15 protein-coding genes and 2 pseudogenes are annotated in these 14793 nt (G+C 69.1%); 4 read left to right on the forward strand and 13 right to left on the reverse strand.

What is annotated here, in order from left to right:
- The first annotated feature begins 575 nt into the window (after positions 1–575).
- Positions 576–1070, forward strand: coding sequence for a GNAT family N-acetyltransferase (locus WD271_12285; GenBank protein MEX1008607.1), 495 nt, complete (start codon positions 576–578; stop codon positions 1068–1070).
- Here the strand turns inward: WD271_12285 and WD271_12290 are convergent.
- From WD271_12290 to WD271_12305, 4 genes and pseudogenes are all read right to left on the reverse strand, one after another.
- The gene (locus WD271_12290) at positions 1039–1959 is read right to left on the reverse strand and encodes an aldo/keto reductase (GenBank protein MEX1008608.1); all 921 of its coding nucleotides are present in this window, start codon (positions 1957–1959) and stop codon (positions 1039–1041) included. The two genes, WD271_12285 and WD271_12290, sit on opposite strands and share 32 nt — an antisense overlap.
- A 4-nt stretch (positions 1960–1963) precedes the next feature.
- Positions 1964–2143: pseudogene (locus WD271_12295) on the reverse strand (GMC oxidoreductase).
- Between the two features lie 153 nt (positions 2144–2296).
- Positions 2297–2398, reverse strand: a pseudogene (locus WD271_12300) (NAD(P)-binding protein).
- Positions 2399–2484: 86 nt separating this feature from the next.
- The gene (locus tag WD271_12305; protein MEX1008609.1) at positions 2485–3204 is read right to left on the reverse strand and encodes an intradiol ring-cleavage dioxygenase; all 720 of its coding nucleotides are present in this window, start codon (positions 3202–3204) and stop codon (positions 2485–2487) included.
- Positions 3205–3256: 52 nt separating this feature from the next.
- Between WD271_12305 and WD271_12310 the strand changes: the two genes are divergently transcribed.
- Entirely contained in the window at positions 3257–4192 is a 936-nt protein-coding gene (locus tag WD271_12310; GenBank protein ID MEX1008610.1) for a sulfotransferase domain-containing protein, read from the forward strand.
- A 5-nt stretch (positions 4193–4197) separates the two neighbouring features.
- Positions 4198–5784 (forward strand): TIGR03086 family metal-binding protein, encoded by a 1587-nt coding sequence (locus tag WD271_12315; protein ID MEX1008611.1) that lies wholly within the window; start codon positions 4198–4200, stop codon positions 5782–5784.
- Between the two features lie 12 nt (positions 5785–5796).
- Here WD271_12315 and ald read toward each other — a convergent pair whose 3' ends face one another.
- The 7 genes from ald to WD271_12350 are packed head-to-tail and all read right to left on the reverse strand — an operon-like array spanning position 5797 to position 12105.
- Positions 5797–6927 carry an alanine dehydrogenase gene (gene ald, locus WD271_12320; GenBank protein ID MEX1008612.1) on the reverse strand — a complete coding sequence of 377 codons (1131 nt, stop codon included), beginning with the start codon at positions 6925–6927 and terminating at the stop codon, positions 5797–5799.
- Positions 6928–6938: 11 nt separating this feature from the next.
- Positions 6939–7565, reverse strand: a complete 627-nt coding sequence (locus tag WD271_12325) for a dethiobiotin synthase (protein ID MEX1008613.1) — start codon at positions 7563–7565, stop codon at positions 6939–6941.
- Between the two features lie 10 nt (positions 7566–7575).
- Entirely contained in the window at positions 7576–8682 is a 1107-nt protein-coding gene (locus WD271_12330; protein MEX1008614.1) for an 8-amino-7-oxononanoate synthase, read from the reverse strand.
- Positions 8679–9989 carry an adenosylmethionine--8-amino-7-oxononanoate transaminase gene (gene bioA, locus WD271_12335; GenBank protein ID MEX1008615.1) on the reverse strand — a complete coding sequence of 437 codons (1311 nt, stop codon included), beginning with the start codon at positions 9987–9989 and terminating at the stop codon, positions 8679–8681. Before bioA ends, WD271_12330 begins: the two co-directional genes overlap by 4 nt.
- Positions 9990–9991: 2 nt before the next feature.
- On the reverse strand, positions 9992–10414 hold the full coding sequence (locus tag WD271_12340) for an HIT family protein (GenBank protein MEX1008616.1): 423 nt from the start codon (positions 10412–10414) through the stop codon (positions 9992–9994).
- A gap of 27 nt (positions 10415–10441) precedes the next feature.
- Positions 10442–11335: a metal ABC transporter permease gene (locus tag WD271_12345; GenBank protein MEX1008617.1), complete on the reverse strand. Its 894-nt coding sequence runs from the start codon at positions 11333–11335 to the stop codon at positions 10442–10444.
- Entirely contained in the window at positions 11332–12105 is a 774-nt protein-coding gene (locus tag WD271_12350; GenBank protein MEX1008618.1) for a metal ABC transporter ATP-binding protein, read from the reverse strand. Before WD271_12350 ends, WD271_12345 begins: the two co-directional genes overlap by 4 nt.
- A 109-nt stretch (positions 12106–12214) precedes the next feature.
- Between WD271_12350 and WD271_12355 the strand changes: the two genes are divergently transcribed.
- Complete coding sequence (locus tag WD271_12355; GenBank protein ID MEX1008619.1) at positions 12215–13096, forward strand: cation diffusion facilitator family transporter; 882 nt, start codon at positions 12215–12217, stop codon at positions 13094–13096.
- A gap of 16 nt (positions 13097–13112) precedes the next feature.
- Here the strand turns inward: WD271_12355 and WD271_12360 are convergent, their stop codons facing one another.
- A complete protein-coding gene (locus tag WD271_12360; GenBank protein MEX1008620.1) occupies positions 13113–14240 on the reverse strand; it encodes a hypothetical protein in 1128 nt (375 codons plus the stop codon).
- Entirely contained in the window at positions 14237–14767 is a 531-nt protein-coding gene (locus tag WD271_12365; GenBank protein MEX1008621.1) for a sigma-70 family RNA polymerase sigma factor, read from the reverse strand. Before WD271_12365 ends, WD271_12360 begins: the two co-directional genes overlap by 4 nt.
- Between the last annotated feature and the right edge of the window lie 26 nt (positions 14768–14793).

A 14793-nucleotide genomic window follows, 5' to 3' on the forward strand; every position in this document is an offset into this window, starting at 1 on the left:
TTCTTTGTTGTCTTGCGGACGGGTGCCTTGCGCGTGGCTTTCTTCGCGGTGCGTTTCTTTGTTGTCTTGCGGACGGGTGCCTTGCGCGCGCTGACGTTCGTTCTACCGGGTCTCGTGACCGCGTGACCGAGGACCGTGAGGGTCCCAGGAGCGGGTACGAAGACGGTTTGGTTACCCGTCGCCCATTGAACTGTGATCATGCGACCCCGGACGTCGGTCACGACGCCGCTACGGGTGGCCTGTTCCACCTTGGTGCCCACCACCTGAATCCGGTCACCGACTTCGGGCACGAGAGCCTCCTGACAACACATTCATGGGACACATCCGTAGACCAGCGGTCTCGGATTGCGGAACCTCGATGGGATTTCCGAAGCAAGGTGCGCGTTTCGCGCTCGCGCTTCGAATCTTCGTGGCTGTCTGGCAATCCTAGGCAGAACCTTCGTCAAGTCGGTGCTGGTCGCGGCATCGGGGTCACTGCTCATCTTCCTCCGGTGGTTTCGTGCGAAACCGCCTTCAGGGGCGCAGCACTGCAGAGTTCTGATCCCAGTCGCCATTCTTGGGTGCAAGATGGGTCGATGAACGTTCGCCTGCTCGCACCTGGCGACGCCGTAGCTTGCGACGAGGTGCTCGCCTCGCTGCCGTACTTCTTCGGGCAGCCGGACGGCATCGAGGCGTGTGCACGCGCGGTGTGCACGCAACGCGGCTGGGTCGCCGAGGATGCCGACGAGATCGTCGCGTTCGTCACGGTCGAAGTGATCTTCCCGGAAACGGTCGAGATCACGTGGCTCGCCGTGCGGAGCGATCGTCGGCGCGGCGGGATCGGGCACGCGTTGGTGGAACGCGTCACCGACGATGCGGCACAGAGCGGCGCGCAGTTGGTGGTGGTCGAGACGCTGGGACCATCGGTGGCCGAGCCCGGAGTGATCGATGGCTACGAGGGGACGCGAGCGTTCTACGCGCGAGTCGGCTTCCTCCCCGTCAAGGAAGTGCAGCTCCGCGACTGGAACAGCGATTCCGCGATTCTGCTGGCACGCGTCCTCACGGGATCGCGGCGAGGTCGTCCGCGGTGAGCTGCCAGGCCGCGGCCGCCGCGTTCGCGCGCACCTGCTCGGGAGTCGTCGCGCCGCAAATGACCGTGCCCACCCCTTCTTGCGCCGCCAGCCATGCGATCGCGAGCTCGAGCATCGAGTGCCCGCGCGCCTCGGCGAACTCGGTGAGTGCTTCGACTCGATCGAAGTTGGCGTCGTTCGCGACGGAGGCGAAGTACGCCATGACCGCGAATCGCGAGCCTTCGGGGAATTCCTCGCCGCGCTTGTACTTGCCGGTGAGCATCCCGGACGCGAGCGGGAAGTAGGGCACGATCCCCACGTTCGCGCGGCGCGCCGCGGGCACCACTTCGGCTTCGACGCCGCGCGCCAACAGGTTCCATTCGATCTGCGTCGCGACGAAGCGCGCGAACGCACGCGCCTCCGCGACCCCCGCCGCGGCCTCGACCTGCTCGGCCGACACGTTGGACGACGCGAGGTGCAGGACCTTGCCGTCCTTCACCAGGTCGTGGAGAGCTTGGAGCGTCTCGTCAACCGGACCTTCGGGATCCGGGTAGTGCTGGTAGTAGAGGTCGATCCGATCGGTGCCCAGACGACGAAGACTGGATTCGCACGCGTCGTGGATCCGCTTGCGCAGCGCGCCCGGCGCGTAGGCCTCGTCCGCGGGGCGGGGCGAGAACTTGGTGGCGATCACCACGCCGTCACGCCGTGCCGCGAGCGCGGCGCCGAGGAACTCCTCGGACCGGCCGCCGCCGTACATCTCGGCGGTGTCGAAGTGCGTGATGCCGGCGTCGAGCGCGGCGTGCACCACGTCGCGCGCCGCGTCCTCGTCGATCTTCATCCCGAAGTTGTTACAGCCGAGCCCGACCACCGACACCGACGGGCCGTCACCGCCCAGTACACGAGTTTCCATGGGGTCAATCCTCGCGCAGCCACCCCGACATGCGCTCGGCCACCATCATCGCGGGGAGGTTCGTGTTCGCGGACGGGATCGTCGGCATCACGGATGCGTCGGCGACGGTGAGCCCGTCGACGGCATGGACGGCCCCGCGAGCGTCGACCACCGATCCCATCGCGCACGTGCCCACGGGATGGAAGTAGCACCCGCCGATCAGGCGCGCACGCGGCAGCGGGATCGCACGGTCGAGCTCGTCGGGCTCGGCTACGTAGCCCCAGTCGTGGCCGAACGTCGGCTCGTTCGCGTTCACGACGTCGGGCGGAAGCTCGGCGAGCGCGGCGTAGTCCTCCCCGGCTTCGAGAAGGACGACACTCCGGCCTTCGTCTTCGCTCAATCGGGCGGCGAGCACGCAGCCGGCCGACCCGCCACCGACGACGACCGCGTCGACACCCATGTGCTCGTTGCTCCCCGGTTCGTTGACCAGCTCGTGCGCGCCTCGGCTACGGCACAGATCTTGGCAGCTTCGTGAGGCCTGCCGGATCAGACGCTGGTGCGGATCCCGAGGGTGAGCGTGCCCACGTAACCGTCGCCGTTCTTGGCGAGCGCGAGCGTCGACTGGGTGCCGCCGTCTGCGTAGATGTTGTCCTGCGCGTTCGTGGTGCGCTGACCCGAACGGCTGTTGTAGGGCGAGGTCATGTAGACGGCGTCGCTCACGTTCTCGTCGAAGAACAGCTGGGTGGTGTGCACCTGGTTCCCACCCTTGTGCGCCTTCAGGTGGATGTGCACGGCCCGCCCTTGGTACCAGCCGGGATAGAGCGTGTCGAACGTGACCGTGCCGTCGTCGTCAGCGATCTGGACGCCGCGGAGGAACGTGCGGTTCGAGGTTGCGGACCCGAAGCCCGAGTAGTTGCCGGTGGCGTCGGCGTGCCAGACCTCGACCGACGCGCCGGGGATCGGTTGGCAGGTGTCGGCGTCGACGACGGTGAGGTCGAGGCGGAGCGGCATGCCGGGCTTGCCCTCGGTGATGTTGCTGCGGACGGCTTCGCCGTCGATGTAGTAGGGGCCCTCGGTCATCTCCGATGTGAGCACGCACGACGCGCCCGACGTCGAGCCCGACGACCCGGTCGACCGCTTGCGCGATGACGACGCCGCCGAATCCGACGAACCACCACCACAGGCGGCCGCAACCGCGGCCAGTGCCGCGGCACCGAGCAACCCAAGAGCCTCGCGCCGGGATACGGACGAATTCACGAGCGCCATGATGGCAGGGGAACCTGTGAGTGCGTTGTGCGCGACCGATAACGTGGGCGCGGTGTCTGAACGGGTGCGTTATCGAACTTTGATGTACGACAACACCCGTTGGGACGGCTTCGAGTTCCGCGCCGACGATATCGTCATCAGCACGTCACCGAAGTGCGGCACCACGTGGACGCAGATGCTGTGCGCGCTGCTGATCTTCCAGGATCCGCACTTCGATCGCCCGCTCACCGAGATCTCGCCCTGGCTCGACCAACAGACGGGCAAGCTCGACACCGTGCTCGCGAACCTCGACGCACAGCAGCACCGCCGCTTCATCAAGACCCACACGCCGTTCGACGGTCTCCCGTTCGATGACGACGTGACCTACCTCTGCGTCGGACGTGACCCTCGCGACGCCTACCTGTCGATGGATCATCACTGGGGGAACATGGACATGGAGGCCGTGTTGCGCGCGCGCGAGCACGCCGTCGGCAACGGCGACCTCGAAGAGCTCCTACCCCAGACGTCGATCCTGAATCGTCCCGACGACCCGCATCTGCGGTTCCGAACGTGGGTCGACGACGACCAACCCCCCGAGCAGGTCTCATCCAGCCTGCGCAGCGTCATCCACCACGTCGATACCTTCTGGGCACAGCGGGAACGCGACAACATCGCGCTCTTGCACTACTCCGATCTCGAGAACGACCTGGTTGCCGAGATGCAACGACTTGCCGAGGTACTCGAGATCGACATCTTCGCCGAGCGCGTGCGCGAGCTTGCTGACGCGGCCGGCTTCGAGGAGATGAAGCGTCGCGCTGACGAGCTCGCGCCCAACGTGGACATCGCGATCTGGCGTGACAGCTACGACTTCTTCCACCAGGGACGCAGCGGTCAGTGGCGCGCGCTCCTCGGTGACGACGACCTCGCGCACTACGACGAACGAGTTCGTCAGCTCGCCGCGCCGGACCTCGCCGACTGGATGCACCACGGCTTCCGCAGGAGCAACTGAGCGCGGTGCGGTTCGTGATGTACGGAGCGGGCGCGGTCGGCGGTGTGGTCGGTGCGCGGCTGCACCAACACGGTCACGAGGTCGTGTTCATCGCGCGCGGCGCGCACTACGAGGCGATCCGCGCGTCCGGACTGCGCGTTGGCTCACCCGGGGGGCTGGTCACGATTCCGGTCGAGGTCGTCGATGGTCCGGAGAAAGTCGACTTCCGCGCCGACGACATCGTCGTGCTCGGCATGAAGAGCCAGGACACCAACGTCGCGCTCGTCGCGCTCGCAGCCGTCGCTCCGTCATCAACGTCGGTCGTGTGCATGCAGAACGGTGTCGCCAACGAGCTCGCGGCGCTCCGCTACTTCGCGCCCGTCTACGGCGTCTGCATCGTGTGCCCGGCGGCCCATCTCGAGCCCGGTCTCGTGGAGGCGTACGCGACCGGTACCACCGGGCTCTTCGACATCGGTCGTTTCCCGAACGGCAATGACGTGCTCGCGGAGCGCATCGCCGCCGCGCTCGATTCGTCGACCTGCGAGTCCGTCGCGCGCCCCGACATCATGCGATGGAAGTACCGCAAGCTCGTCAACAACCTGAGCAATGCGATCGACGCGCTCTGCGGGCCGGGCGATCGTTACGGCGAGCTGAGCGCCCGGGCGCGGGACGAGGGAATCAGGTGCCTCATGGCCGCCGGGATCGAGTTCGTCTCCGAGGAGGAGGACCGGGAGCGACGGGGGCAGATGCTCCAGTGGGGCAGCGCGGCCTCCCGGTCGCGACCGGGCGCGTCGATGTGGCAGAGCCTGGCGCGTGGGGTCTCGATCGAAGCCGACTACCTCAACGGCGAGATCGTGCTCCTCGGCCGGCTGCACGGCGTCCCCACGCCGGTCAACGCGGCGCTGCTCGACCTCGTCAAACGAGCCGCCCGCGAGGGGATCGCGCCGGGGATCCTTTCCGTCGACGAAGTGATCCGTCTAGTCTCCGCCGGCGAACAACGCTTCGTCCGAACGGGCACGGCTACGGAGGAGGGTGAGCTCATGGACTCGATCGTGATGATCAACAAGGTGCTCGGCGAGACGAACCGGATCGTCGGAGGGATTGAGCCGTCGCAGCTCGACAACCCCACGCCGTGCGACGGGTGGAGCGTGCGCGACGTGCTGAACCACATCACCGGCGGCGCCGACATGTTCGCGATCGCCGCGAGGGAGGGGAAGGTTCCCGACGAGAAGCTCGGGCAGCTCATGACGGGCGACAACCTCGGCGACGACTACAAGGGCGCGTTCAAGGCGGCCTCGGCTCGGGCAACGAAGGCCTTCGAGCCTGAGGGCATAGTCGACAAGATGATCACGCTCCCGTTCGGCGAGATGCCTGCAGGTGCGGCGTTGAACATCGCGATCTTCGACGTGGCCACGCACACGTGGGACCTGGCGAAGGGAACGGGCCAGAGCACCGCGCTCGATCCCGAGGTGCTCGGTGCCGCGCTCGAGCTCGCGCAACAGATGCTGTCCGACGACTGGCGCGCCGCGGGCATGTTCGGTACCCAGGTGGCGGTGCCCGACGACGCGCCCATCCAGGACCGCCTCGCCGGTTTCACCGGTCGCACCCCTTAATCGCCCTGATCGCTACGCGAGTACGTCGGCGGGCGCGACGGCGTCGCGGCCGAGGGCCGCGGCGACCGCGGAGTTCGTGACTCGGCCGGCCGCGGTGTTCACGCCCGCGGCGAGCTCGGGATCGCCGCGTACGGCATCGGCAACCCCCCGAGTTGCGAGCGCGAGTGCGTAGGGCAGGGTCGCGTTCGTCAACGCGTACGTCGACGTGTGCGGAACCGCGCCGGGGATGTTGCCGACGGCGTAGTGCAGCACGCCGTGGCGCTCGAACACGGGATCGGCGTGTGACGTCTCGTGGATGCCTTCGACGGAGCCGCCCTGGTCGATGGCGCAATCGACGAGCACCGACCCGGAGCGCATGGAGCGCAACATCGCGTCGGTGACGACCACTGGCGCACGACCACCGGGCACGAGGACCGCGCCGATCACGAGGTCGGCTTCGACAACCGCGCGATCCACGGCGAGGCGGGTGCTGGCCAGCGTCATGATCCGGCCCTTGTGGATCTGATCCACCCAGCGCAAGCGATCGAGGTTGCGGTCGAAGAGCAGAACCTCGGCCTCCATGCCCTGCGCGATCCACGCCGCATTCCATCCCACGTTGCCCGCGCCGATCACGACGACACGCGCGGGCCGCACACCGGGTGCGCCGCCGAGCAGCACTCCCCGCCCGCCGTTCGCGCGCTCGAGGAAGTGCGCGCCCACTTGCGGTGCCATCCGGCCCGCGACCTCGCTCATCGGCGCGAGCAGCGGGAGCGCGCCCGACTCGACGAGCTGCACGGTCTCGTACGCGATACCCACGACCTCGTGGGTGAGCAGCGCGTCGGCCACTTCCGGGTACGCGGCGAGATGGAGGTAGGTGAAGAGCACCAGACCCGCTCGGAGGTACCCGAACTCCTCGGGCTGGGGCTCCTTGACCTTCAGCACCAGGTCGGCGCGCGCCCACAGGTTGGCCGCGTCGGCCACCGGCTCGGCGCCCGCCGCGCGGTAGTCGTCGTCGGAGAGCGACGACCCGGCGCCCGCGCCCTGCTCTACGAGCACGGATACGCCGTTCACCGTGAGCTCGTGCACGCCGTCCGGCGTGATCGCGACGCGGTTCTCGCCATCCTTCAACTCGCGTGGCACACCGACGGTGAGAGGCGGGGTCATGGTCAGTGACGCTATTCCCTCAGCCGCCTGGCGAGCTCCGCTGGGGTGGTGACGACGTCGAGGTCCGCTCGCTCGACGAGGAAGTCGCGATTGCGTGCGTGCAGCGCGTCGTCGCCGTAGCGGTTCAGCGCCACGATCAACGGGAAGTCGTCGAACGCGCCGGCGGACAGACGCACCGCGTTGATCGTGCCGAGCCCGGCGTCGGCGACCAGGACCACGAGGTCCGGTTGAATTGCGCGTGCGAAGTCGACGTTGTCCCCGTTGGTGGCAATCGGCGAGCGCGGTCCGCCCACACCCTCGACGAGCCCGACCGCGAGACGCGGCGGCCACACGAGCTCGGCGGCGAGATCGTCCACGGAGAACGGTGCGAGCCCCAGCTCCTCGGCTGCCATCGGCGGTGCCCATGGGATGTCGTAGGTGCGGTGCGCGGGGCACACGGTGTGCGGGTCTTCGCGGGTGGCTTCGGCGAGCACGTCGGCGTCGCGCTGCTCGCCGGGCGCCGACGACTGCACGGGCTTGCGCGCCGCGACGACAACGCCGTCTGCGCGCAGCCGCTGCGCGATCGCGGCGGTCCACCACGTCTTGCCGACCTCGGTACCGGTGCCCGAGACGAACACGAGCATCCCGGGCCTCGTCATCCGGATCTCGTCATCTGGGGAAGTGCTCGGCGAGCGCGCACGCAAGCCGGTCGACCTGCTCTGTCGTATGCGCCGCCGAGAGCGTCACCCGCAACCGTGACGTGCCCGGCGGCACCGTCGGCGGCCGGATCGCGGTGACGAGGAGCCCCGTGTCGAGCAGCGCCGCAGCCACGTCGAGCGCGCGCTGCTCGCTGCCGCACAGGTACGGAAGGATCGGCGACGGGTGCCCGGGCCGGAGACGGTCGATGTTGGCGCGCAACTGCGCGCGTAGTGCGTCGCCCTCGGCGGATCGCACCACCGCGAGCGCGGCGAGCGCGGCGGCGGTGTCGGCCGGCGTCGAAGCGGTGGTGAAGATGTAGGAGCGGGCGCGGTTCACGAGCAGGTCGGTGTAGCGCGCGGGTCCGGCGACGAACCCGCCGAGCGCGCCGAGGGTCTTCGACAACGTGCCGACTCGTACGACGTGGTCGGCGCTCCCGACCGCCGGACCGAGCACTGCGTGGGCCTCGTCGAGTACGAGCAGCGCGCGGTGGCGCGCACACACGCCGAGGAGGTCGTCGACAGGGGCGACGTCGCCGTCCATCGAGAACACCGTCTCCGACACGACCAGCGCGCGACGGAAGTGCGACGCGCGCAGGAGCGTGTCTACGTGCGCGACGTCGAGGTGGCGGTAGACGCCGAGCGGCGCGCCAGAGAGCCGGCGACCGTCGATGATCGACGCGTGGTTCAGCTCGTCGGAGCACACGAGCACGTCGGGACCGGCGAGCGCGGTGAGCACTCCCAGGTTGGCGGCGAACCCGGTGGTGAACAGCACCGCGCGCTCGGTGCCCTTCCACTCGGCCAGCGCGGCTTCGAGCTCCGAGTGGACCGGTCGCGAGCCCACGATGAGGCGCGCCGATCCCGAACCGGTGCCCCAACGGTCGAGCGCGGTGTGCGCCGCCGCGACGATCGCCGGATGGTGGGTGAGCCCGAGGTAGTCGTTCGACGCGAACGACACCACCCTGCGGTCCCCGAGCATTCCTTCAGGACCATGCGCGTCGAGATCGAGCGGCGCCCGCCACTGCTCGGCGTCCTTCACGAGCTTTGCCTCGTGGTCGGCCCAGTCGTCCCAGCTCTTCATGATGTGCCTTCGTCGAGCGATTCGCCGAGGACGTGCACGATCCGGTGCAGCTCGGGCGACGTGATCGTGAGCGGCGGCATGAGCACCACCACGTCGCCGATTGGGCGCAGCAGCACGCCGCGTTCCACCGCAGCCGCGCACACGCGCCGTCCCCACCGCAGGTCTTCCTCCGGCTCCGTGCCTGAGCGGAGAGGTGGTGGGGAAAGCTCCACGCCGCCCATCAGGCCGCAGAGACGTACCTCTCTCACCGACGGGTGTGGCGCGATGCGATCGTCGAGCAACCCGCGTAGCTCGTCGGAACGGGCGCGCACGTTCTCGAGCACGTCCCAAGCTTCGAAGAGCTCGAGATGGCGTAGCGCGACCGCGGCCGCGAGTGCGTTCCCGGAGTACGAGTGCCCGTGGTAGAGGGTCCGAACGCCGAGGTCGGCGCCGAGGAACGCTTCGAACACGCGCCCGCTCGCAACCGTGGCCGACATCGGCAGATAGCCGCCGGTGATGCCCTTGCCGAGCACGAGGAGGTCGGGTGACAGCGCGCACTGCTCCGACGCGAACAACGTGCCGGTGCGGCCGAACCCGGTGGCGACCTCGTCGCAGATCAGCAGCACGTCGTGCGCGCGGCACGCGGCCCCGAGCGCGGCGAGACCGTCGGGGTCGGCGAGCTGCATGCCGGCCGCGCCCTGCACGAGTGGCTCCACGATCACCGCCGCGAGCTCCGACGCGTGCGCAGCGATCATCTCGACTGCGGTCTCGAAGCACCGCGCATCCGAGAATGCCGGGGCTCGCAGCACGGGAAAGCGGAGCGGATCGAACAAGTCGGTGCCGAATCCGTCGTCGCCCACCGAGAGCGCGCCGAGCGTGTCGCCGTGGTACGCACCGCCGAACGCGAGGAAGCGGGTGCGCGCCGCAACACCGCGGTTCACCCAGAACTGGAACGCGATCTTCAGTGCTTGCTCGACGGCCGACGCGCCGTCGGACGCGAACAGAACGTGCGGGTCGTCGACCGGTACCACCCTCGCGAGTGCTTCCGCGAGCTCGACCACGACGCGGTTGCCGTTGCCGAGCATGGTGGAGTGCGCGCCCCGGTCGAGCTGTGCGCGCAGCGCGTCGTCGAGCTCGGGGACGCGATGCCCGAGCGTGTTCACCCAGAGCGACGAGATCGCGTCGAGGTACCGGCGGCCGTCGACGTCGATGAGCTCGTGCCCAACGGCTCGCTCGACGATGATCGGCGCGTTGTCCGCGTACGACGACATCTGCGTGAAGCCGTGCCACACGCTCGCGGCGTCACGGGCGATCCAGTCGCCTCCCATGCCTATTCCGACACGGAATCGGCACCGAGGTCACGCAATGCGGCGCGGATCTTCTCCGCCGCGGCCTCGAGCGACCCCTCCGGAGGGTTGGGGTCGGCCTTCGCGAACGAGAGCTCGCCGGCCGAGTCGAACGGCACCACGTGGAGATGCACGTGCGGTACCTCGTCGCCCACGATCAGCACGCCGATTCGGCGCGCGTCGAACCCCCGGTTCTGTGCCTGGCCGATGGTCTGCGCCACCCGGAACAGGTGCGTGGCGAGTTCGGGGTCGAGGTGGATCCAGTGGTCGACTTCCACGCGCGGCACCACGAGTGTGTGGCCGGGATGCATCGGGTTGATCGACAGGAACGCGACGCATTGCGGGTCTCGCCACACGAACACGCCCGGCAACTCGCCGTCGATGATCCGCGTGAAGATCGTCGGCATAGGTGTAGCAGGCTACCGAGGTTGGCTTCAGTGGGGTCCGGCGAGGAGGGAGCCCGAGGGTGCGCCCGATCGCCGTTCGGGCACCGAGCCGGTTCTGCGCACACCGGCGACGACCGACGCCAGCGCGAAGAGTGCCGCGGCGACGAGCACGATGGACCCGCCCGCGGCGAGCGCCCACTGCCGGGCGGCCGCGAGCCCGAGCACCGCCGACGCGACGCCCACGACGACAGCCCCGAACAGCGTGCCGCGGAACGAGCGTGCCATGAGGCGGCTCGTCGCGACGGGGAGCACCATGAGCGCGGCGATGAGCAGCACGCCCACGATGCGCATGGCGGCAACGACCGTCACCGCCGTGAGCACCGCGAGCAGTGCGTTCAGCGCGCGGGCGGGGATCCCGCTCACGCGCGCGGCATCTTGGTCGAGCACCACTGCGAGCAGCGCGCGTCCTGTGAACGCCACTGCAACCACGATGAGCGCGCCGAGCACGATGACGGTCCACACGTCGTTCGCGGTCGCGGTGAGGATCGACCCGAACAGATAGGGCTGGAGGTTGGTGTTGGTCGCGGACCGGCTCGCGAGCACCACACCCGCGGCGATGCCGCCGTAGAACACCAGCGCGAGCGCGAGGTCGCCGGTGGTGCTCCCGCGGGCGCGGAGCCACTCGATCACGAGCGCAGCGACGATCGCGAACGCCATGGCAGTCCACGTGGGCGACGTATTGAAGAGGAGCGCGGCTCCGATCCCCGCGACCGCGACGTGGCCGAGCCCGTCACCCACGAGCGACATGCCTTTCTGCACGACGAAGACCCCGATGAGCGGTGCGGTCGCGCCCACCACGACCCCCGCGACCAGTGCGAGTTGCATGTACGACCGGTCGAACGGCCACGGCAGCGGCCACGGCATCCCGGGCAACACGTTCACGATTGGATCTCCTCGAGCCAGAGCGGCAGATCGTCGCGATGGATGCCGAGACTCACGCCGGTGGCCGCGAGCTCGCCGGGTGCGCCGTCGAACACCACGCTGTGCTTGAGCACGATCAGGTGGTCGAGGTCGTCGGCGACGGCGCCGAGCTCGTGTGAGACGAGGAGTACTGCCGCGGCATGCTCGCGCACCAGGTGCACGAGCGAATCGCGGAACAGCTGTTGCGACTCGACGTCGACGCCCGCGGTCGGCTCGTCGAGCACGAGCAGCTCGGGTTCGGCCGCGAGCGCCTTGGCGATGAGCGCGCGCTGCTGCTCACCGCCGGAGAGCTCGCCCAGGAGGCGGCGGCGATACCCCGAGAGTGCGACCGACTCGAGCGCGTGGTCGATCGCTTCGCGATCGGCCGAACGCGTTCGCTTCCACCATCCCTGCTTTGCGAGCCGGCCCGAGGCCACGACCTCGTGCACGGTGGCAGGGAGGTCCGGCGCGCTACGGAGCCGCTGCGGCACGTACCCCACTCGCCATTTGTCGCGCAGTTGACCCGGTGGTGTGCCGAACAGCGCGACCGTGCCCGCGTCGGGTGCGAGCAATCCGAGCACGATGCGCAGCAACGTCGACTTGCCCGAGCCGTTCGGCCCGGCCAGCGCGGCGAACTCCCCGGCACGTACCGAGAGGCTCACGTCCGACAGCACGGGCCCGCTCGCGTACGAGAAGGAGACCCCCTCTGCCGAGAGCACGACCTCTGGTTCGGGCTCCGCCGAGTTGAGCATGATTCTCATTATGGCTGTCCGGGCGGGCGGGCGTCGTACGAATGGCCACAATGTTCCTGTGACCGCCGGTTCCCATGCCCATGCGGGCCCACACGACCACTCGGACGCGATGCGCCGCACTGCCGCCAAGAGCGTGCGCCGTCTGTGGTTCGCCTTCGTGCTCACGGCGGTGTTCGTGGTCGTCGAGGTGGTCACGGCGTTCGTGGCCGACTCGCTGGCGCTGTTCTCCGATGCTGCCCACATGGCTACCGACGCGGTGAGCATCGCGCTGACACTCGGCGCGATCGTCGTCGCCAACCGCGCCCGTCGCGACGGGATGCGTACCTTCGGGCTGTTCCGCCTCGAGATCCTCGCAGCGCTGATCAACGCGGTGCTGCTGTTCGCGACCGCGATCTACGTGCTCGTCGAGGCCGTGCTCCGTCTCGTACGCGACGACCTCGACGTCAAGGCGGGCCCGATGCTCGTCGTCGCGATCATGGGGCTCGTCGTGAACATCGTGGTGTTCCTGTTGCTGCGCACCGGCGCACGCGACAACCTCGCGATGGAGAGTGCGTACACCGACGCGATCGCCGACGCCGCGGGATCGGTGGGCGTGATCGTCGCCGCGGTCGTCGTGGCCACTGCCGGATGGGACCCCATCGACCCGATCGTTGCCGCGTTGATCGCGCTCTGGATCCTCCCGCGGGCATGGGGGCTCGGGTCGCGCGCGATCCGCGTGCTGCTGCAGGTCGCGCCCGAACACGTCGATCTCGACACGATTCGCGACGAGCTGTGCGCGGTGCCGGGTGTGGTCGACGTCCACGATCTCCACGTCTGGACGCTCACGTCGGAGATGGAAGTGGCCACCGCGCATGTGATGGTCGGCGCCGACGCGGATTCACACGCCGTGCTCGATCAGGCGCGCGCGCTCCTCGAACGCCACGACATCGCGCACGCGACGATCCAGGTCGAACCGGACGACCACGAAGGGTGCGCCGAGCTCAACTGGTGACCTGACTACTCGTCGCTCACTGCGAGCCGGGATACCCGGCTCGCGGCCGTTCGCTCCTGGCGAGCGACTCGCTTCGCTCGTCGCCGCGTGCGCGCAGGGGCTGGCGCAAGCGCAACGCGGCGGCGGTAGCCAGACCCGCGCCGAGTCCGAGGTCGAGTGTCACGAGGAGCCTCGCGACGACCGTGGGGAATGTCGTCGGAACGAGGGAATGGCCGAGCGTCGACACGTCGGCGAGGCCTCCGGCGACGAAGAGGAAGATGGCGGCGATCAGTACGAGCGGCATCGCCGACTCGGCCCCGCGCCGCCACATCCACGCGAGCGCGAACACACCGAGCGCGACGCCCGCGAGGGAATAGGCGCTCTCCCTGAGATTGGACGCGGTCGTAGCCGTCGTCGCGTTCCAGAGCCCGACCACATGTGCAAGGTCGCTCAGTACGAGAAGGGCGAGCGCGGTCGCGAGCGCGTCGCGCCAGACGCTTGTCCGCGTGAGCAGGACCACGCCGAGCGCGATCGCGATCGCGATCGCGACAGAGGGCCAGGGCGAGGGGGGTGGTACCCACACGAGCTCCCCCGACGCGCGGATCGTGCGCCCCTCGGTGCGGAGCTCGACGGTCCATCGGTCGATCACGCGACGGATCGAGGGGTTGCGCCTCACGTTCGGCGGATCCTCGCTCCCCATGAAGTGCGCGCGGTGGTCGTGCCACGTCGTGGTGATGCCCGACGACACCTTGTGCCAGACCGGCCTCGCACTCGAATCCGCGCGCTTCGGCGGCTTGCTCATCGGGATCCGCGACCGGTTCAGGTACGTGGCGGGCGAGCGGGTGTTCTCGAACACGCCGCGGGGTCCGACCCGGAGGTAGGGCTCGCCGTCGTAGCCCAGCACGATCACGTCGTGCGGCGTGTCGTTGGTGAGTTGCAGACCGTCACCGAGATCGACCACCGTGAGCTCGACGCCGGGGATGTGCGGAGCGACGCGGAGGAGCTTGGTTTCGTCATTCCGCGGCTGCACGCCGCCCACTCCGTGCGCGTACGCGGGTGCTGCCGTCACCGCGATCACCCCGCCGGCGACGAGCACCACGATCGCGAGCGCCCGACACCGGCTCCGTGCCCGAACGGAGAGCTGGCGTGCCACGCGCACCCTCACCCCGTCTCCGCAGCCTCGACCTCGGCGACGAGACGTTCGCGTGCACGTGCCACGCGGGATCGGATGGTGCCCACCGGTACGTCGCAGATCTCGGCGGCCTCGGCGTAGGAGCACCCGACCATCTGCGTGAGCACGAACGCCACGCGCTGGTCGCGATCGAGCCCGTCGATCAGCGCCTCGAGGGAGTGCGCGCCGGCCTGGTCGCCGCCGTGATCAGCCGCCCGTGCTCGTTCGTTCTCGACCCGCCCCGCGAGCCGGCGGCGGCGCACCGCGCCGCGGATCGAGTCGGCGCACGCCCGGCGAGCGATCGAGAGGAGCCAAGTACGGGCGCTCGAATCGCCCCGGAACGCGGGCAGCGCCCGCCAGGCGCGCACGAACGTGTCTTGCGTGACATCGTCGGCATCGTTGACACCCACGAGGTGCGCGGCGAGCCTCCAGACGTCGGCCTGGCTCGCTCGTACCGCCTGGTAGAGCGCCGTTCGGTCACCGTCGCGGGCGTCGAGCCACAGGCGCGTGAGTCCATCCACTCCCGGCGACGATACTGGTGGAACTT

The organism is Acidimicrobiia bacterium, assembly GCA_040880805.1.
GTDB lineage: Bacteria > Actinomycetota > Acidimicrobiia > IMCC26256 > DASPTH01 > DASPTH01.

Excerpts from the sequence above, each read along its gene's own strand:
- WD271_12350 (MEX1008618.1), bottom strand. The coding sequence starts at position 12,105 with ATGCTCAACTCGGCGGAGCCCGAACCAGAGGTCGTGCTCTCGGCAGAG.
- WD271_12285 (MEX1008607.1), top strand. The coding sequence starts at position 576 with ATGAACGTTCGCCTGCTCGCACCTGGCGACGCCGTAGCTTGCGACGAG.
- WD271_12330 (MEX1008614.1), bottom strand. The coding sequence starts at position 8,682 with ATGAAGAGCTGGGACGACTGGGCCGACCACGAGGCAAAGCTCGTGAAG.
- WD271_12290 (MEX1008608.1), bottom strand. The coding sequence starts at position 1,959 with ATGGAAACTCGTGTACTGGGCGGTGACGGCCCGTCGGTGTCGGTGGTC.
- bioA (MEX1008615.1), bottom strand. The coding sequence starts at position 9,989 with ATGGGAGGCGACTGGATCGCCCGTGACGCCGCGAGCGTGTGGCACGGC.
- WD271_12355 (MEX1008619.1), top strand. The coding sequence starts at position 12,215 with ATGCGCCGCACTGCCGCCAAGAGCGTGCGCCGTCTGTGGTTCGCCTTC.
- WD271_12325 (MEX1008613.1), bottom strand. The coding sequence starts at position 7,565 with ATGACGAGGCCCGGGATGCTCGTGTTCGTCTCGGGCACCGGTACCGAG.
- WD271_12305 (MEX1008609.1), bottom strand. The coding sequence starts at position 3,204 with ATGGCGCTCGTGAATTCGTCCGTATCCCGGCGCGAGGCTCTTGGGTTG.
- ald (MEX1008612.1), bottom strand. The coding sequence starts at position 6,927 with ATGACCCCGCCTCTCACCGTCGGTGTGCCACGCGAGTTGAAGGATGGC.
- WD271_12340 (MEX1008616.1), bottom strand. The coding sequence starts at position 10,414 with ATGCCGACGATCTTCACGCGGATCATCGACGGCGAGTTGCCGGGCGTG.